Annotated in this window: 19 protein-coding genes; 7 read left to right on the forward strand and 12 right to left on the reverse strand. The window is 35.5% G+C overall.

Going from position 1 to position 18,825, the window contains the following annotated elements; all coding sequences use genetic code 11:
• Positions 1-2: 2 nt before the first annotated feature.
• From Q2T41_RS14970 to Q2T41_RS14990, 5 genes are all read right to left on the reverse strand, one after another.
• Complete coding sequence (locus tag Q2T41_RS14970) at positions 3-3,197, reverse strand: SusC/RagA family TonB-linked outer membrane protein (protein WP_304436735.1); 3,195 nt, start codon at positions 3,195-3,197, stop codon at positions 3-5.
• 346 nt (positions 3,198-3,543) lie between these two features.
• Entirely contained in the window at positions 3,544-5,022 is a 1,479-nt protein-coding gene (locus Q2T41_RS14975; protein WP_304436736.1) for a helix-turn-helix domain-containing protein, read from the reverse strand.
• Positions 5,023-5,288: 266 nt separating this feature from the next.
• Complete coding sequence (locus Q2T41_RS14980; protein WP_379920844.1) at positions 5,289-5,999, reverse strand: DUF4197 domain-containing protein; 711 nt, start codon at positions 5,997-5,999, stop codon at positions 5,289-5,291.
• A gap of 27 nt (positions 6,000-6,026) precedes the next feature.
• On the reverse strand, positions 6,027-6,878 hold the full coding sequence (gene purU, locus Q2T41_RS14985) for a formyltetrahydrofolate deformylase (RefSeq protein ID WP_304436737.1): 852 nt from the start codon (positions 6,876-6,878) through the stop codon (positions 6,027-6,029).
• Positions 6,879-6,964: 86 nt separating this feature from the next.
• Complete coding sequence (locus tag Q2T41_RS14990) at positions 6,965-7,450, reverse strand: hypothetical protein (RefSeq protein ID WP_304436738.1); 486 nt, start codon at positions 7,448-7,450, stop codon at positions 6,965-6,967.
• 21 nt (positions 7,451-7,471) lie between these two features.
• On the opposite strand from Q2T41_RS14990, the gene Q2T41_RS14995 reads away from it, so the two are divergent.
• Positions 7,472-7,921: an Lrp/AsnC family transcriptional regulator gene (locus Q2T41_RS14995; RefSeq protein WP_144805094.1), complete on the forward strand. Its 450-nt coding sequence runs from the start codon at positions 7,472-7,474 to the stop codon at positions 7,919-7,921.
• Positions 7,922-8,027: 106 nt separating this feature from the next.
• On the forward strand, positions 8,028-9,440 hold the full coding sequence (locus tag Q2T41_RS15000; protein WP_304436739.1) for an alpha/beta hydrolase: 1,413 nt from the start codon (positions 8,028-8,030) through the stop codon (positions 9,438-9,440).
• Here Q2T41_RS15000 and Q2T41_RS15005 read toward each other — a convergent pair.
• Entirely contained in the window at positions 9,427-10,167 is a 741-nt protein-coding gene (locus Q2T41_RS15005) for a DJ-1/PfpI family protein (RefSeq protein WP_304436740.1), read from the reverse strand. The two genes, Q2T41_RS15000 and Q2T41_RS15005, sit on opposite strands and share 14 nt — an antisense overlap.
• Before the next feature lie 87 nt (positions 10,168-10,254).
• Here Q2T41_RS15005 and Q2T41_RS15010 point away from each other — a divergent pair, with 87 nt between their 5' ends.
• The gene (locus tag Q2T41_RS15010) at positions 10,255-10,899 is read left to right on the forward strand and encodes a DUF1684 domain-containing protein (RefSeq protein WP_304436741.1); all 645 of its coding nucleotides are present in this window, start codon (positions 10,255-10,257) and stop codon (positions 10,897-10,899) included.
• Positions 10,900-10,982: 83 nt separating this feature from the next.
• Here the strand turns inward: Q2T41_RS15010 and Q2T41_RS15015 are convergent, their stop codons facing one another.
• The 5 genes from Q2T41_RS15015 to Q2T41_RS15035 form a co-directional block, all read right to left on the reverse strand.
• Positions 10,983-12,056, reverse strand: a complete 1,074-nt coding sequence (locus Q2T41_RS15015) for an outer membrane beta-barrel protein (protein WP_304436742.1) — start codon at positions 12,054-12,056, stop codon at positions 10,983-10,985.
• Positions 12,057-12,159: 103 nt separating this feature from the next.
• Positions 12,160-13,404, reverse strand: coding sequence for an ammonium transporter (locus Q2T41_RS15020; RefSeq protein WP_304436743.1), 1,245 nt, complete (start codon positions 13,402-13,404; stop codon positions 12,160-12,162).
• Positions 13,405-13,434: 30 nt separating this feature from the next.
• Positions 13,435-13,773, reverse strand: a complete 339-nt coding sequence (locus Q2T41_RS15025; protein WP_089259673.1) for a P-II family nitrogen regulator — start codon at positions 13,771-13,773, stop codon at positions 13,435-13,437.
• 292 nt (positions 13,774-14,065) lie between these two features.
• Positions 14,066-14,437, reverse strand: coding sequence for a fluoride efflux transporter CrcB (gene crcB / locus Q2T41_RS15030; RefSeq protein ID WP_304436744.1), 372 nt, complete (start codon positions 14,435-14,437; stop codon positions 14,066-14,068).
• A gap of 19 nt (positions 14,438-14,456) precedes the next feature.
• On the reverse strand, positions 14,457-14,636 hold the full coding sequence (locus Q2T41_RS15035; protein WP_089259675.1) for a hypothetical protein: 180 nt from the start codon (positions 14,634-14,636) through the stop codon (positions 14,457-14,459).
• Between the two features lie 351 nt (positions 14,637-14,987).
• Here Q2T41_RS15035 and Q2T41_RS15045 point away from each other — a divergent pair, with 351 nt between their 5' ends.
• Positions 14,988-15,374 (forward strand): nucleoside triphosphate pyrophosphohydrolase family protein, encoded by a 387-nt coding sequence (locus Q2T41_RS15045; RefSeq protein WP_304436745.1) that lies wholly within the window; start codon positions 14,988-14,990, stop codon positions 15,372-15,374.
• A 23-nt stretch (positions 15,375-15,397) separates the two neighbouring features.
• Here the strand turns inward: Q2T41_RS15045 and Q2T41_RS15050 are convergent, their stop codons facing one another.
• A complete protein-coding gene (locus tag Q2T41_RS15050) occupies positions 15,398-16,468 on the reverse strand; it encodes a branched-chain amino acid aminotransferase (protein ID WP_304436746.1) in 1,071 nt (356 codons plus the stop codon).
• A gap of 108 nt (positions 16,469-16,576) precedes the next feature.
• Between Q2T41_RS15050 and Q2T41_RS15055 the strand changes: the two genes are divergently transcribed.
• From Q2T41_RS15055 to Q2T41_RS15065, 3 genes are all read left to right on the forward strand, one after another.
• Positions 16,577-17,074: a DUF4920 domain-containing protein gene (locus Q2T41_RS15055; RefSeq protein ID WP_304436747.1), complete on the forward strand. Its 498-nt coding sequence runs from the start codon at positions 16,577-16,579 to the stop codon at positions 17,072-17,074.
• A 1-nt stretch (position 17,075) separates the two neighbouring features.
• Positions 17,076-17,738 carry a tRNA (5-methylaminomethyl-2-thiouridine)(34)-methyltransferase MnmC2 gene (gene mnmC2, locus Q2T41_RS15060; protein ID WP_304436748.1) on the forward strand — a complete coding sequence of 221 codons (663 nt, stop codon included), beginning with the start codon at positions 17,076-17,078 and terminating at the stop codon, positions 17,736-17,738.
• Between the two features lie 122 nt (positions 17,739-17,860).
• Positions 17,861-18,823, forward strand: a complete 963-nt coding sequence (locus tag Q2T41_RS15065) for a TIGR01777 family oxidoreductase (RefSeq protein ID WP_304436749.1) — start codon at positions 17,861-17,863, stop codon at positions 18,821-18,823.
• Positions 18,824-18,825 lie beyond the last annotated feature (2 nt).

An 18,825-nucleotide genomic window follows, 5' to 3' on the forward strand; every position in this document is an offset into this window, starting at 1 on the left:
GTTTAAAATTCCAATTTAATGTTAAAACCATATTCCTTAACCGAAGGATAAGCCCCAATCTGGAATCCTTGTAAATTACCTGCTCCAAAGCTTTGTTCTGGATCTGCATATGGAAGGTCCTTACTAATGATCCAAAGGTTCCTACCTACCGCTGTGAAAGAAACGGCCGTAAATGGAAGGGCGTCAACAAATTTCTTAGGTAATGTATAGCCTAAAGTAACCTCCCTTAATTTTACATATGAGGCATCATAAACAAATTGTGCATCCGGTGCGTTACCATATCGTCCATAAGGGTTTTCGTAAGTTGTAAAATCTGCCCTTACCGTATTTGGAGAACCATCTGCCTGCACCCCTGGTAATATTACACCACCAGAAGTATTGTCATTGGTTACAGGGTCTCTTAACGGATTGCCCAAATCATTTAAGCCAGCTGTAACATCATAGATACCTGTAGCCATACCAAAATAGGTGTCACCACTAAATACGCTGCCACCTTCCTGAATATCGATCAAGAAACTTAAACTTACATCCTTGTATTTAAATGTGTTGGTAAGACCTGCTTTCCAATCTGGGTTGATATCTCCCAAAATTTCTTGGTTAGACTCTGTTTTGGCGTACTGGCCATCTTCGGTAATTACTTTTTCGCCATTTAGGTAAACATAATCGGTTCCCTTAAGTGTTCCGTAGGCTTCACCTTTAGCAGCGTTTAAACTTACCCCAAAAAAGCTATTGACCAAGATGTTCTGTGAATCTTGGAACAAGTTCAACACTTCACTCTTATAGGTAGAAAAGTTGATATCCGTTCTCCAAGAAAAATTTGGTAACTCAATTGCCGTAAAATACAATTGGGTCTCTATACCTTTGTTCGATACTTCGGCCGAGTTTACTACTGTATTCGTAAAACCTGTTGAAGGTGTAATCTCTACAGGTATAATGGCATCACTGGTAATCTGCTCGTAAAGTGATAGGTCAAAACCTATTCTTCTGTTCCAGAAATTCATCTCCAGACCCAATTCCTTACTAGACGTACGTTCTTCTTTAAGATTAGGGTTGTTAGATGTGCCGGGGTTAGAATATAAAGTAGCACCGCCAAATCCTGCAATAGGATTAAACGTATTTAGAAGTTGGTATGAAGTTGCACCGTTACCTACTTCTGCATAGCCGGCTCTTAGCTTACCAAATGAGATTGCGTTACTGTCAAAAAGATTGGAGAACACAAAACTTGCGGAAACCGCAGGATAATAAAAAGAGTTTTGTCCTTCTGGTAAAGTTGAGAAAGTATCGTTTCTCAAAGAACCTTCTAAAAACAACATGTTGTCGTAATCTATACTTGCATTTGCAAATACACCAAATACCCTAACATCTGCGTCATATTCTGAACTGGCATCAAAAACTATTGGGTTAATCGAGTTTGAAAGAGCATAAATTCCTTCCAGATTTAAACCACCATTTGTAGTTGCCGTTACATAATTGTTCTTGGTCTGTCTGTAGTTGGTACCCACAACTCCTGAAATACCAAATTTATCAGAGATATCTCCATTGAAATTTAAAAAGAAATCATAATTGTATTCAGAGAAATTGATATTCTTTCTAGAATACTCAGGCGTATCTATACTTCCTATATTGTTTCTTTCTTCCCTTAATTCCGCATATGTATCTACAGTAGCCCTACCAAAGATTTCTAACCATGGCAAAACATCATATGATATACTACCGTAACCAAATAGCCTGTTACGCTCATCGGTATTATAATTTTCATAACGGGTAAAATATGGGTTGTCCCAATACTTTGGGCCTAAACTAGATGGGCCGGATGGGTTCCATGTTATATTTTGTCCAGTAGCAAAGTATGCATCTCGTTGATCTTTTAAATCTGTACTATTGGCCCACCACTGTCTAAAATTGGTCATGATGTTTTCAGCATCATATCCTGTACCGTACCTTCCAAGTCCAGAACTTTTGGTGTAAGTTGCCTTACCGGTTACGGTAACCTTTTCATTAAGGTCCATTGTCCCGACCAAATCAACATTATGTCTTCCTATTTCACTATTTGGTAAAATTCCTGTTTGATCTAAACGGGTGTAGCTCATTCTTAAGCTACCAGTTTCAAAACCTTGGCTTACTGCTATGTTCTGTGAGCTTGTTACGCTGTTCTGAAAGATATACTCAGGACCGTTTTTCGCCGCGATCCAAGGGCTTTTTTGTAAATAAGTGTCTAATTGTGGATAGTAAGAATCCCATTGATATAACATTAGGTTGGGATCAAAACGTAATCCAAAAGAGCCATCTTCACCGGTTGGTGGCGTAATGTCCTCTATGCCGTCACCATCAACATCGATAGAGTCAATGTAACCAGCACCGTAAAACGGACCGTAACCTTGACCATACTCTTGTTGAAAAATTGGAAATGTATCCTTGTCATATTTTCCAATATTTACGGAACTGGTAATAGATACCCCAAGTCCACTTCCTCTTTTTCCTTTTTTGGTATTGATGATAATAACACCGTTTGCAGCCCTAGAACCATATAGTGCCGTTGCCGCAGAACCTTTAAGTACGTTAATGCTTTCTATATCATCTGGGTTGATATCACTTGCAGCATTACCATAATCATAGCCGTCACCACCCTCTGCTTGGGATGTAGAGTTGTTCGTATCGTTGTTCAACGGAACACCATCTACTACAAATAGTGCTTGGTTGTTTCCGGTAATAGAAGAATAACCCCTTATTACAACGTTTGCAGATCCACCAAGGGTTGAACTTTTCTTAATATCCAAACCGGCAATTTTACCGGATAAGGAGTTTACGAAGTTTTGGTCCTTTGCGGTATTTACCTGGTCTCCTTGAATTTCCTGGGTGGCATAACCTAATGATTTCTTTTCCCTTGAAATACCCAATGCCGTTACAACTACTTCATCTAGCGCTTGGGCATCTTCCTCTAAAACTACATTGATTACGGACGGCGAACCTACTTCCTTAGTTACGGTCTTTTGACCTAAGTAACTATACCTTAAACTTTGACCAGTAGATGCATTGATGCTGTAATTACCGTCAAAATCTGTTTGTACACCATTAGTTGTACCAATAATTAAAACCGAAACTCCAGGTAATGGGAGTCCGCCTTGATCTGTTACCGTACCTGTTATCGTCTTTTCCTGCGCAAAACCAATGTGCGCTACCAAAGTGAATACAAGCATTAAAAAACATCTTGTTTTAGTTCTCATAAAATTAATTTGAGTGTTAGTAAATAAGTAAGCTTTATAAATAGTTGTATAAAGAGCCGGCCCTTTATTCTATATGATAGCTAACTCAATAAAATGAAAATCAAAAACTATAATTTTTTTGACCTTGACCGACTCTATAAACCAACGGCAAAAATATGAAGGGAAGGAGAGTAGAAGGGTTGAAGCCGACCTAGGTTAATAGTAAACCGATTTAAATTAACGTTAACCTATTGCGTAATAAATTGATTTTCAGCAGAAAGTATATTGCGAAGCGCAATTGTGAAAATTTTAAAGGTTTTGAGGAAATCTTAAGAATGTACTAGCTATTCCATGTTTTGGCCATGTAATCTTTTGGGGTCATATCCAGCCTTTTTTTAAACGCTTTGTAGAAGGAGACTTTATTGTTAAAACCGCTCTCGTAAATGAGATCTACCACCTGTATTTCTCCTTTGGATTCAATGATACTTACTGCTTCCTTAATCCTGTAATCATTGATAAGCTCATAAAAATTTTTATTCAATTCTTGGTTTATAACTTGTGAAAGACTGTAACGATCAACATTCATGTTTTTTGCAAGTTTGGCAAGGGTCAATGTATTATCCAAGTAAATTTTATCCTTCTCAAGCAAATCTTCAAGTTGAGATTTTAGTTGATGGCTCATTGTGGTCGTTAATCCGGAATTCTTGTATTTATCCTTTGTAGGTTGGTCGGCATAGGTTGCGGTTATCAATTCTGTGATTACTTCTGGCTGGATCAACAGTAATATGGCAAGAATGGAAATAAAGAGTATAAAATAGACCGCTATAAAGTATTTTGAGATGTAATCAAAAGCATAAATATGCTCAAATCCTGCTCTTGTAACTAAAAACAAAATCAAGATCAACATAAATACCATTAATGTTTTAATCCAATTTTTGGAATTTTTCTGCATTACGGTTTTATGGTATTTAAAAATGTTAAATATTAAAATTAGATAGATGAGTAAATGCACGGTCTTAATCCAATTATCGTTGATTATAAAACTAATACTATCCAAAAAAGCATTTTCAGGCGCATGTGTGCGTACATTAAAATTTCCCAAGATTACAAGGCTAATAAGCACAATTATGAATGGAATATAATGTAAAATGACCGTAGTATTGGTAACCCTAAGATCAATAAATTTGCTTTTTACATAAAAATATAAGGAAGGTGCCCATAGAAAAAACAATACCCTGTAAATAGCTACTGTAGGTGAATATTCAAAAAAATCTTGCCAAAATAATACCAGTTCTAAAAGCGCAAAGGAAATTGTCATCACGAAAATGCCCAGAAATATATTGCTTTTATTGTTCTTGTACTTTTTAAACAAAATTAGAGCGGTTATAATGCCCGTAAATGCAACAATGATAAATATAAGGTTGAGCAAGTGTACCTGTATGGTGTGCTTATAGTTGTTTGCAAGTAAGGTCTTTTCAGGTGCTTGGACCTGTAGGTTTAGATCTAAACTATTTTCATTATCGTCCATGGCAATACTGCATAGGATTAAATATTTTTCTAGCTCTTCCTTGTCCGTGAAATTTAAAGATCTTGCTTTTATGAAAAAATCATATGCAGCGTTAAAACGTTCATTTTCATACATGCAAATGGCTAATTCAAAATAATCATTTGCCGTACCATTTTTTATTTCTTTTTTTTCCAAAGAGGATAACATTAAGTTACAGTCCTCATTGGTATTGCCATTATGCCCTTGTGAAAAAACAAGCAATGGTAATAAAGAGAATACGTAAATAAAAAAGGCAAAAATGAATTTTAGCACTGTAGATACTATTTCTTAATAATTATTAATTATAAAATGAATTGATTAGGAAGTATTTCAACTTTCGCAAAAGTTGAATAAAAATCAAAATTAGAACATTTAAATAGATAAAAAACAAAAAACCGGTGCTCCCACCGGTTTTTTAACTAACTAACTCAAAAAATAACTAACTCAAATAGAAATTTTGTATTTGTTCAAATATTGCTCTTATAACTTTTTAACGTATAACTTTTAATGTTATTGTTTTGAATGTTAAATATTTAAAATTAGTCCTGTAAAGCAAATACTTTCCTTAAAATATCCGTGGTACGTGATGATAAATTGGTTCTAATCTCCTTTTCTTCCACTTCTATCATTTTATATACTCCATTTAATGCTTCTTGGGTAACGTAATCCGTTAAATCTGGATTTACATTATTAGTAAGTGGAATAGCATTGTATTTTGAAATGAGAGAATTCCATACCTTATCAGCATTTACTTTTTTAAACGAAGCATCAATAACAGGTTTAAATTTATCATAGAGTGCTGTATTAGTTCTGTTTTCCAAATACGTAGTGGCGGCATTGTCCGCTCCCAATAAAATATTTTTGGCATCGGTAAAGGTCATTTCCTTAACGGCATTTACAAAAATCGGTGTTGCTTCGGAAACGGCATCTTCAGCAGCTCTGTTGAGAACCTTTAAACCTTCATCCGCAAGATTTCCCAACCCTATATCACGCAATGTTTTATCTACTTTTTGTAATTCTTCCGGCAATAATATCTTAACGAGTTCATTTTTGTAAAAGCCGTCTTGTGCCGTTAATTTACTCACCTGTTGTTCAATACCTTGGTCCAATGCTTCCTTTAATCCGTTTGCAATTACTTCATTGCTTAAAACGGTATTTGTTGATCCTGGCATTTGGTTGACTACTTGTTGCAACTCATTACAAGAAGCCATGAACATTACCAAAATAAGTATGCTTATCTTTTTAATCATAACTGAAAGTTAAAGGTTCTAAATAGCTTACGAGAAAATGACGGTTTTATTGTTATACACCATTGTTTTTCGTGCAATATGTAATTTTACTCCTCTGGAGAGAACAATTTTTTCCAAATCTCTACCCTTTGTAATAAAATCTTCTATGGAGTGGGAGTGTGTTACCGTAGTAACATCTTGCTCAATGATCGGGCCGGCATCTAATTCTTCGGTGACGTAATGACTTGTGGCGCCTATAATTTTAACTCCCCTTTTAAATGCTGCATGGTAAGGTTTGGCACCGGCAAAGGCAGGTAAAAAAGAGTGATGGATATTTATGATCTTATTTGGAAATTTGCTGATTAGCTTTTCGCTAACAATCTGCATGTATCTGGCCAGTACAATAAAATCTATATTATATTTTTGAAGAAGTTCTAATTGTTGCTGTTCTGCTTGAACCCTAATTTCCTTATTGAACGGTATATGATAAAACGGAATTTCAAATTGATCGGCAATATATCTTAAATCATTATGATTACTTAAAATAAAAGGTATTTCTACCGCCAGTTCCCCAGAACGATATCTGCTTAACAAATCATATAAACAATGATTGTATTTTGAAACGAATATTGCCATATTGGGCAATTTTTCGTCTGTGTGCAAACTCCATTTCATTTTATATTTAGAGGCTAGTTCCTCTTGAAATAAAGTTTTAAATTTCTCAAGATCTAAAAAATGGGTGTCAAATTCAATGACTGTTCGCATAAAAAACACATCGGCATTTTTGTCTACATGTTGGTCCAGATAAACAATGTTACCTTGATTTTTATGGATAAATCCTGTAACGGTACTAATGATGCCAGATTGATCGGGGCAATGTACTAAAATGGTAGTTTTCAATGGAAATCTAAATTAGCTTCCAAAAATAGTCCATAATTCTTAAAATTGTTGGAAAAAAGGAGAATTTACCAGGATGAGTTCAGCATTTACAAATGCTCAATTCTCCATTTTTTATAGGATTTTCTAAAACTTTTAATCTCCGCACGTAATAGGTTTATGTATTCCGTTTCCTTAACCCCATGCTTTTCCAGACCTAAACAGTAAGAATTTATATTTCTTATTATAATATTTATAAAGGAGATATGCTCCAAACGTTCATTGGTACAGTTAGAATGTTCTACCTGTGCAATTTTTTGAGGTATCAATATTGCATCGGTTAATATGGAATTGGCTATGATGTCCCTTAGGCTTTTGGATTCATATAATCTTACAAGATCTTTGTTGAAAGTAACGTAAGACGCTATTTCCCTGCTCATTGTGCAAAGCTCCAATGCCTTTCTGTAAATCGGTAAGTTTTTAAGACTACGATATGCCATGCTGTGGGGTAATATTAGTATATATAAAATTACATCAGTTATCTCATAATTTTCTATGGAAAGCAAACGCTTTTTGTAAATTTGCTTTAGATACATAATTTTTAAACGATAAAACTTTTGAATCCAAAGATAGATGAGTTAAACTGGAAAATCCTGAAACAGTTACAGCGAAATGCCAGGGAATCTTTTGCCAACATAGGTAGGGCCATTGGTCTTACCGCGCCTGCAGTTGCGGAGCGTGTTAAGAAAATGGAGGACCTGGGAATAATAATGGGTTATAAAGCAACCGTTTCACATGCCTTGACAGGACATCAACTTAAAGCAATCATTACTCTACGGGCATTTATGGGTAAATTGAAACCGTTTTTGGCCATTGTAGGCACTCTTGAAGAAGTAATAAATTGTTATAGGATTACCGGCAATGAAAATATTGTTATGGAAGTTGTTTTAAAGGATCAATTTCATTTAGAGAAATTTATTGACCAGCTCATACAATACGGTGAAACAAGAACGCACATAGTTTTGTCTCAAGTAATATCCAACGCTCCCATGCATAAAATTAAATAATGGAATACCTGTTAATCAACATTTTAAAATGGAATCAAAAATGATATCTTTAATAAACGATAACCAAAATTAAAAATTTGGCTAGATTTTTGATGATGAATTAAAGATGAAAAAAATACTACTCTACACTTTATTACTATCTGCAACCCTTGTCTTTTCGCAAGATTTTAAATTGGTTAAAGGAGCAATTACAGAAAATTTGTTGGTTAATGATTCTATAGGAGAAACTATGGCTATTTATACTCCATCTAATTTTAGTCTAGATAAATCTTGGCCCGTAATTTTTGTGACGGATATGGGGGGCAATGCCAAATCATCAATTTCTATGCTGGTAAATTCGGCTGAAAAGGAAGGGTATGTGTTGGCAAGTTCCTATAGTCTAAACGATAGTCTTTCATTGAGCGAAAATGTTTTGATTGCAAATAGAATGTTGAATGCCATTGTCACCTCCTTGCCTATTACCAATAATAGAATGTATACGGCAGGTTTTGAAAGTGGAGCAAAATTCGCCTCTATTTTACCCACCTTTATTCCGGATATTAACGGAGTTATTTCTGTTGGGGCCACATTGGGCAGTATTGATATATTGAACGTAAGACAGAAATTTCAGTTTATTGGTGTGGTAAATAGATCTGATTATAACTTTCCGGATATGCTTGAAGAGCGTAAAGTTTTAGATAAGTTGAAGTTTCCAAATCAACTATTTGTATTTGACGGGGAGAAACATTTACCGGACGGTAATACCTTGGCTATGGCAATGAGAATGTTGACGCTGAGCAGTATGGCAAAAGAACATATTGTTAAAGACAGTACGCTGATTGTTGATACTTATAATGAACTTTTGGTGAAGGCTAACACCTTTTTTACAAATGATCAACCTATTTTGGCCAGTTACCTAATTTCTGATATTGAAAGGGTTTTAGCCCCTTTAATAACAATGGATTCGTTAAAGACAACTAAAAAATCCTTGCGTAGAAGTACTTCTTATAAAAAGGCAATTAGAACACTGAACAATATAATTTTAAAAGAAGATTTTGCTAAGGGGGATTATAGCTACTATTTAGAGGAAGATATTATAACCTATAATTACGCTAATTTGGGATGGTGGAACTATCAAATGAAAGAGTTGGACAAATTGGATAAGAGCAGCCAACTTTTTGAAAGACAGTCATCAAGTAGATTAAGGGGATTTATAAATGCCTTAATTGCTGACAATGTAGATTGCGTAGCATCTGCGGAAAAAGTTGATATGGATGCCTTGAATTTATTATATATGATCAAGACCATAACGGCTCCAAAAGAATATGAATCCTATTTAAAGGTCATAACTATAAGTGCAGGTATGGAAGATTTTGGAACGGCCCTTTTCTATTTAGAGGAACTTTTAAAAAATGGATATACCGATAAGGCTAAACTATATACCTTGGAAAATTCTGCCTTATTACGAATTACCCCAGAGTTTAATGAGTTAATAGAGAAATATTTAACGAATGCCCGTTATGATATTATTCCACAATAAGGTGTGGAACTTGACCTAGGTCCCATTCTATGACCAATCCTTTGGCTAAGGATTTAGCAATTTCTTCTCCGTATAAATATTGGCAGAGGTACAATGCGGCTTCAAAGCTTTTGGCCCCTCCGGCAGAGGTAATATATTTGCCGTCATGGACAAATAAAACACTATCCTGAACTTTTAAATTGGGAAACATTTTTCTGTAAGATTCAATATCGCTTGGAAATGTTGTAGAGGTTACTTCATCTAAGATTCCTGTTTTGGCCAACGGAAAGGCACCATCACAATGACTGGTGACAAAAAGTGCGTTCTTATCTATTTTTTTTATAAAGTTAAGAAGCGTGGTGTCATTTAAATCAGAATCCATATGGTGTTCTGCACTAGGGACTACCAAAATATCTATTTTAGGTAAAGTATCCTTGGTATAGTCAAAGTCTGGCAGGATGCTAACCCCTTCAAAAGTTGTAATGGGGTCTAAGGTGTTAGCAACGGTAAAAGTATTCATAACCCTAATATTTTTTCTGAATTTGGTATGTTGAAAAATATCAAAAGGGGCAGTGAATTCTGTATTATATGTGCCATTCATAATGAGAAAGGCAACATTGTACCCATCTGGGTCCATAGTGGGTCCTTTGGTCTGTTCCAAGGCGGTACTTGCTGTAACTTTTTTTTCTGAACAGCTTAGCATAGTAGCCAGTAAAATGGTCAAATAAGTAAAGTGTGCAATTCTCATTGTTTCTAGCATTTTGGGGTAAAGTACAACTATAATCAAAATCTTAAAATGAATTAATTGTATTTTTGAAGATTAAATTAAATAGCAATGAAGCATTTTTTTACTTTTCTGATAATTGCAGTTTTATGTTCATGTAGACAAGAAAAAAAATACCACGATGAACAAATGGTGGTAGTGGAATCTGTACAGTCAGACAAGTTGATGGACATATTAAAATTTCAACAAAAATTGAATGCAGAATTCAAAGATCCGGATACGTCTCCTTTACCGGATAGATTTAGGGCAGATTTTGAAACATTGGATTTTTTTGAAGCTGATACCACCTTTGTAATAGAGGCCGATTTTATTAGAACTCCAGAAGCATTACCATTCTCAATGCCTACTACCACTGATCGTATTTCTACGGAAGTATTATATGGTATTGCCAAATTTAATCTAAAAGGAAAAGTGTATGAATTGGAAGTGTACCAGACCCCTGAGTTAATTGCCCAAGAAAAATATAAAGATTACTTATTTCTTCCCTTTACCGATGCTACAAATGGTAAGGAAACATATGGTGGCGGCAGATATCTAGACCTAAGAATTCCTAAAGGAAATAAAATTGTTCTGGATTTTAACAAAGCGTATAATCCGTATTGTGCCTATAACAAAAAATATTCCTGTCCTTTGGTGCCATCTGTTAACCATTTGGATGTGGCTATAACGGTAGGGGTAAAGGCCTTTGAACATTAATGATGTCAAATAAAAAACCCGACATATTAATGTCGGGTTTTACAACTTAAACTATAAAATCAATCAATTACTTAATCTTGCTTTTAGAACGAGTAGATAGCTGCTAGTACAAAAGATGATAAGCTTTTTTGTGGGCTTAAATCACTGTCAGCAAAGTAAAATGAATCATCAGAAGCAGAATCTAATCTTAATTCTGGTTTAATAGTTAAATTATCAACTGAATAACTGCCGGTTAATGTAACTGCAAATACGCTTGATTCTTCAACACCAGTTCCTATTGCTCCAAATTCGCCATCAAGCTCAGTAAAGTATTCGCCTCTAAGGCCAATAGTAAAGTCTTCAGAAGTAGCTAATTGTGGGTATAAGGCAACACCTGCAAATCCTGCAGCATCATCGCCACCGTCAAAATATGCAGCGTTCAAACCTAAAAAGAAATCATCAGATAAGTCAAATCCCCCTGTATAATCAATTTCAAAAGCACCATTGTCAGCTAAAAAGTTTAAATATTGCCCACTATATCCAAGTTGAGCACCATACGCATATTTACCATCTAAATTTAATTCCGTAACATCCGTACGGTTCATAACTGCCAACATTAAGCTAAAATCATCTGACAATGCAAAATCAGCTTTTAAACCAGTATGTGAAAATGGTCCGTAAGAGAACAAATAAGAAGTACTATAGTTAAAATTTGCAGTTGGTGAAATTACCTCATATCCTAAAAAGGTATTAAAATTACCAAAAGTTAATGTTACATCGTCGCTAACATTCCAGTACGCATATAATTGATTAACTATATTACCGGTGGCTGAATAGATAGGTGAAGCAAAAATAGCATCCGTTCCTCTAGGACCAAAAACCAAATCAGCTACAAAACCTACTTTATCTCCTTCGTAACCGGCAACAACGTTGGCCATACCTAATGCAAATCCTGGTAAATTAGCGAATGAAGATCCTGGTGCTGCATTTGGCACACCACCCGGTGCAGAGTTGTCACCATTTAAATTTGCTCTGTAGTAGGCATCAATAGATCCACTTAATGTAAAACTTGGAGTTGATTCTTCATCTTCCTGGGCAACTACTCCTGCAGCTGCAAAAAGCATAAGACCTGTTGCAAAAATATTTTTTACGTATTTTGTATTGATAATCGTTTTCATAAGTTTTTGATTTAATCCTCTATTGAGGATGAATTAATTTTGAGAAATTTTTTTATTGAAAAGGTTATGTAACGGAGCGTTCTGCAAAACGCTCCGTATTTTTTTAGTGTTGGTTCATTCTAAAGTCTGCATAAGCATCCATACCGTGCTCATGAATATCAAGCCCTTCAACTTCTTCTTCTTTAGCAACCCTTAAACCTATTGTCGCTTTTAGGACACCTAGTATTATTCCGGAAGTAACTATGCAGAAACCACCTACGATCAATACTCCATATAATTGGGTCATGAACTGTGCACCACTGGCCATACTGCCAAAAATACCAACGGCCAATGTACCCCATATACCACAGATTAAGTGTACGGCAACGGCACCTACAGGGTCATCCAATTTAAGTTTATCTACCAATGCTACACCAAGTACAATGATTATACCGGCTAAAAGACCAATAATCACAGCTTCGTTAGGAGACATTAGATCTGCTCCGGCAGTAATACCTACCAAACCACCAAGGATACCGTTCAAGAACATGGTCAAATCTAAATTCTTATATAATATGGTAGAAGTGATCATTGCGCCAAATCCACCTGCAGCTGCAGCCAAACTTGTAGTAACCAGAACCAATGAAGTTAATTCTGGGTCTGCGGACAATACGGAACCACCGTTAAATCCAAACCATCCTAACCATAATATTAATACACCGGCAGTGGCCAATGGAATATTATGTCCAGGGATTGCATTAGGCTTGCCATCCTTACCAAATTTTCCAATTCTGGAACCTAATAGGAATATGGCTACCAATGCGGCCCAACCACCAACAGAGTGTACCAATGTAGATCCGGCAAAATCATAGAATCCCCAAGAATCCAAGAATCCGCCACCCCATTTCCAAGCACCTACTATAGGATATACTAGACCTACATAGATTACCGTGAAAATCATGAAAGAACCTATTTTAATTCGTTCGGCAACAGCACCGGAAACAATTGTTGCCGCCGTAGCTGCGAACATTCCTTGAAAAAGGAAATCTGTCCACCACGTGTAACCACCATCTGCATAATCTGGAGTCATGCCTCCTTCTGGTGCAGAAATTCCAAAGCTGTCCATGCTGAACTTTAAAATTCCCATGTCCCCATCTTCAAAACCGGGGTACATTAAGTTAAATCCAAATGCGTAGTAAAGAAGCAAACCACCCGTTATGATGAAAATGTTCTTAAACAAAATATTAATTGTGTTCTTTTGTCTGGTCAATCCAATTTCTAAGAAGGCAAACCCGGTGTGCATGAAGAATACCAATGCGGTAGCCAACATCATCCATACGTTGTTTGCTGTAAATAATCCTGCGTCCATCTTTTTTTATTTTTAGTTAGTGTTTTCGTTTTAGTTGATTCCTGCCAATCCTTTTTCCTTAGTTCTAATTCGGTAAGCTTCTAGTACTTCGGATACAAATATTTTACCATCACCTACATTACCGGAGTAAGCAGATTCTAAAATGGAATTCACCGTTTTTTCTAAAAAGTCATCCGATACTACAATAGATAAGTACCTACGCTGTATATCTGTAGTACTATACGAAATACCACGGTATACATGACCTTGCTTTTCATTTCCGACCCCTGTTACGTCCCAGTAACTGAAGAAGTTAACCTCTATTTGATGTAATGCCTCCTTGACATCGTCAAATTTTGATTTTCTGATAATTGCCTCGATTTTTTTCATTTGACTAAGTTTTTAATATTGCCAAATATATGTTAAATTGAAGTATACCCTAATTTTTTATGGGGGTGTTTAGTGATTTTTATCAGTATCGCAATTTATACCCCTATATTTTTAGGGTATGTCTATTTGAAGTGATTTATTTTACGGATAGTGGTTTTGAAGTTATTCTTAAAAGGGACTTTTTTAAATTATTTGTCAGAATTTTAGCAAATAACCTGACGATTGTGCATTAAAACACGATTTTGCTAAAAAAAATTCAAAAAAATAAAAATAGTTGGTTCTAATGTTATTTTTATAACATCTTGCTAATGTAAATTCCTAAAGAAATGGCCAAAATGCCAATTGCTACACTTAACCCCATGTAAAGTGAGGCATATAAAAAAGAAGATTCCTTGAATAATAAATTGCCTTCAAGGGCAAACGTGGAAAAAGTTGTAAATCCACCGCAAAATCCTGTAGCTAATAATAAAGTTTGGTTTTGGGTAAGATAATTCTGTTTTAAGGAAAGGCCGATCAATAGGCCAATTAGAAGACAGCCAATAATATTGACCAAAAAAGTACCTAAATAAAAATTGGAGTAATAAGGGTTTAGTGTTTTAGAAATATAGTAGCGTATAATACTACCAAATCCTCCCCCTAAAAAAACTAACAAGAATTGTTTCATACCTCATAAAGGTAAAAAACTATACTGCTTTCTTATAGCTAGTGGTCAATAAATCTAAAGGATAGATTACAGAAACAGGTTCGTTGGATAATTTTTTGGTAGATGTCTTGGATTTTTGAGAAACACTCAATAGACTAACTACTACCATTGCCAAATTAATACCTATTAAAATTAGAAAGATTGTAAGAAATGTCATCATAATTAATTGCCCTTATGTATGAATAACGCAAAATTACATTATTTGTTATACTAACGGTGTAAAAAGCGTTTTTCTGTTGTAAGAAGGCTAATTTTTGTGGTGTAAGTAAAATATTAACTAATCGTTAAGTAAATATTTAGTACAAAGCAGTGATATTATGAATAGTGCAAAGAAAATCCCAATCCATTTTACGCCCTTGAAATTTTTTTGATGATGTTTGCGGTCTTTTTTATATGATAAGATGATAATAATGGCAAAAACTACTGCGAAAGCGATTGCAAAAACAATTTGTCCCGTGCTGAACATATTCCCTATTTTTACACAAAGCTAATAGAAAACCACTGAATATAAATGAAAAATAAACTTAAAGCGGTCAAAGAATTCCATAACTCGTTCGGCTTGGGTGTTTCTGAGAAAATGCGTGCAAATTTAGGAGATGCTAAAAACATGTTACGCTACAATTTAATGGATGAGGAGAATAAAGAGTATCTGGAAGCCGCCCAGAGCAATGATCTTGTTGAAGTTGCAGATGCACTTGGTGATATGTTGTATATACTATGCGGTACCATCTTGGAACACGGTATGCAATATAAAATTGAAGAAGTTTTCAATGAAATACAACGAAGTAATATGAGTAAATTGGGTGAGGACGGCAATCCTATTTATAGGGAAGATGGTAAGGTTTTAAAAGGGCCTGATTATTTTAGTCCGGATATTGCTACAATACTTAAAAAATAAAAAGGGGCCATTTGGCCCCTTTTTTAATTTTCTACTTTATAGCGCCATCCAAATTTGTCTTCACTTTTATTATATTGTATGTCGGTTATTATTTTCTTTAATCGAGCACCATAACTTTGTTGTAGTTCTGGTAATTCGTAATCCGTATCTCTGTAGCCAAAACCGGATATTGGAGAAATAACCGCAGCCGTACCTGCACCGAACATTTCTTTTAAGGAGCCATCTTTTGCTGCTTCTACAACTTCCTTTACGGATATTTTCCTAACCTCTGTTTTAATACCTTGATCCTTGGCTATTTCCAAAATACTCTTACGTGTAATTCCATCTAGAATTCGATCACTTGTAGGGGCGGTCATTAGTGTGTCATTTATTCTAATGAAAATATTCATTGCACCAGCTTCTTCAATAAATTCGTGATTGGTGTCATCTGTCCAAATTACTTGATTGTAACCTTTGTCTATGGCAAGTTGGGTAGGATAAAACTGTCCGGCATAATTACCTCCTGCTTTTGCATAGCCAACACCACCATTGGCGGACCTGGAATATTTTTCCTCAATTAATACCTTTACCTTCCCTGAAAAATAGGAGCCGGAAGGTGCACAGGCAATTATAAACTTATATTCACTGGCCGGTGAGGCATGAAATCCGTTTCCGGAAGCGAACATAAATGGCCTTATATATAATGAGCTACCTTCTTGTGTGGGTATAAAGGCCTTGTCCAAATTTAATAAAGTAATTAAACCCTCCATAAAATATTCTTGCGGAATTGCAGGAATACACATTCTTTCTGCGGAAATGTTCAGGCGTTTAAAATTATCCAGTGGCCTGAACAAAAATACATCCCCGTTATCGTCCTTATAAGCTTTCATACCCTCAAATATGGATTGTCCATAATGAAAGATTTTAGAGGATGGGTCTAAAGTAATTGGTTGATATGGAACAATGGCAGGAGTTTCCCAGACACCATTTTTGTAGGTACAGACCAGCATGTGGTCCGTGAATACGGAACCAAAAGCCAGATTATCAAAATCAACTTGGTCAATTTTTGAATTTTTTACCTTTTCTACAATGATGTTTTTAGTTTCAATGCTCATAAAATACGTAACTTTAGTTGAATAAAATTAAACAAATATCGCTATTGGTCCTTCTTTTTTAGATTAAAATTGACCAGATTTGCAGGGAATTTATCATTTTTAAGATTTATGAAAGGATTTAACATTTTACTTGTAATATTATTTGGGATATTTTCTTGTCAAGCCCAGCAACAAAAGCAGCTCCGTTTGTCTGGTAACAATGAAAATGTTACATTTCTAGGGGATTCCTTTGAACTTAAGGACATTAAATCTTCTGAGGAGATGATGTCATTATATAAAGGTATGGCTGTTGCGGATACGTTGAACATAACCATTAAATCTAAAGTCAATGAGGTCTGTAAGGTAAAGGGTTGTTGGATGATCATTGAGCTTCCGCAGGGAGAGCAGGCTATGGTTCGCTTTAAGGATTATGGTTTTTTTATGCCGAATGATATTGTAGATAAGTCCGTAGTGATGAACGGTTTAGCCTTCGTTGAGGAAATGAGCGTTGATGATCAAAGACATTATGCAAAAGATGCAGGTAAGGGTGAAGCTGAAATTGCAGCAATCGTAGCTCCTAAAAGAACATATAGTTTTGAAGCTTCTGGAGTAGTTATTCCCAATTGATTTGAAAAGGGAAATTATTACTACGGCAGATGGTTCAAAAACCATACAGATAAAAGAATGGAACGAACAGTACCATTCTAAACACGGAGCTATTCAAGAAGCCTATCATGTTTTTATCCACTTCGGATTGCACCTCTTTAAAAATTGTGATCTTAATATTTTGGAAATAGGTTTTGGCACAGGTTTAAATGCCTTGATTACCCTCATGGAGGCAGAACACCAAAACCTTAGTATTGACTATACCGGTGTTGAGGCTTATCCGGTCTCAAAGGAAGAGGTGGGACAATTGAATTATCTAAAGGAACTGAACGCACTATCCTTTACCAAAATGTTTAATGAGATGCATGCTTCCCGGTGGGAAGATATTATACCCATTTCCCCAAAATTCAATCTTAAAAAGCAGCAAAAGGATTTTAAGGATATAAAGGACATTGCGCAATATGACCTTGTGTATTTTGATGCTTTTGGCGCTCGTGTTCAACCTGAATTATGGACCGTTGATATTTTTGAAATAATGTTCAAGGCTATTAAGCAAGGGGGCTATCTGGTTACTTATGCAGCAAAGGGTAGCGTAAGAAGAGCTATGTTAGAAGTTGGTTTTTTAGTTGAAAGACTACCTGGTCCACCAGGTAAAAGAGAAATGTTGAGGGCTAAAAAACCATAAATTTTAAGAATAACCAATCTACTTTATTTTCAATCATTTGAAAAGGCCAGTGCATTGAACAACAATGTTAAATCCAAATTAAATAGCATATAAAGAAGCATCAAAAGGAATACCTTTATGATATGAAAGTATTGATAACAGGTGCAACGGGTTTGGTCGGTAGCGAGTTGGTGTCTCAATGCCATGAAAAAGGATATGATGTAAATTACCTTACTACGAATAGGAATAAAATCATTTCTAAATCTAACTACCAAGGTTTTTATTGGAACCCTGAAAAGGATGAAATAGACAAAGATTGCTTACAGGGCGTATCCGTTATCATTAATTTGGCAGGTGCAAGCATTTCTAAACGATGGACCTCCAAATACAAAAAGATTATTTTGGACAGTCGCGTAAATTCATTGGAGCTGTTAAAAAAGACGCTGAAAAATACTTTTGACCACAAGGTTACTTCGCTTGTATCGGCCTCCGCAATAGGGGTGTATCCAAATTCATTAAGTAATTACTATAGTGAGGATGAACAAAAAGTAGATGATAGTTTTCTGGGCCGTGTAGTAGAGGTTTGGGAAGAAAAGGCTGATGAATTCAAACAATTGGGACTTACTGTTGCCAAGGTAAGGATTGGTTTGGTTATGTCCAATAAAGGAGGTGCATTGCCGCAAATGGCAAAACCTGTCAAGTATTTTGTAGGTGCCGCCTTTGGAAGTGGAGAGCAATGGCAGTCATGGATACATATCGCTGATTTGGCCAGAATTTTTGTACATGTTGCACAATATGAATTAGAGGGCGTTTTTAACGGTGTGGCACCAAACCCTGTCACCAATACAAAGCTGGTAAAGGAAATCGCCAAAAATTTGGAAAGACCTTTGGTGTTGCCCAATATACCTAAATTTATAATGTATACGGTGTTGGGAGAGATGGCCTATTTGCTTTTTGCCAGTCAGCGTATTAGTAGTAAGAAAATAGAAGAAGAAGGCTATGTTTTTCAATATGCCAATATCTGTCATGCACTTGCGGATATCTTTAAAAACGATTCGGAATGTGTCGATTCAAAAACTAATATGACAAAAGAGTTTGTGTCCTGATT

This window comes from Maribacter confluentis (assembly GCF_030505015.1).
GTDB lineage: Bacteria > Bacteroidota > Bacteroidia > Flavobacteriales > Flavobacteriaceae > Maribacter > Maribacter sedimenticola.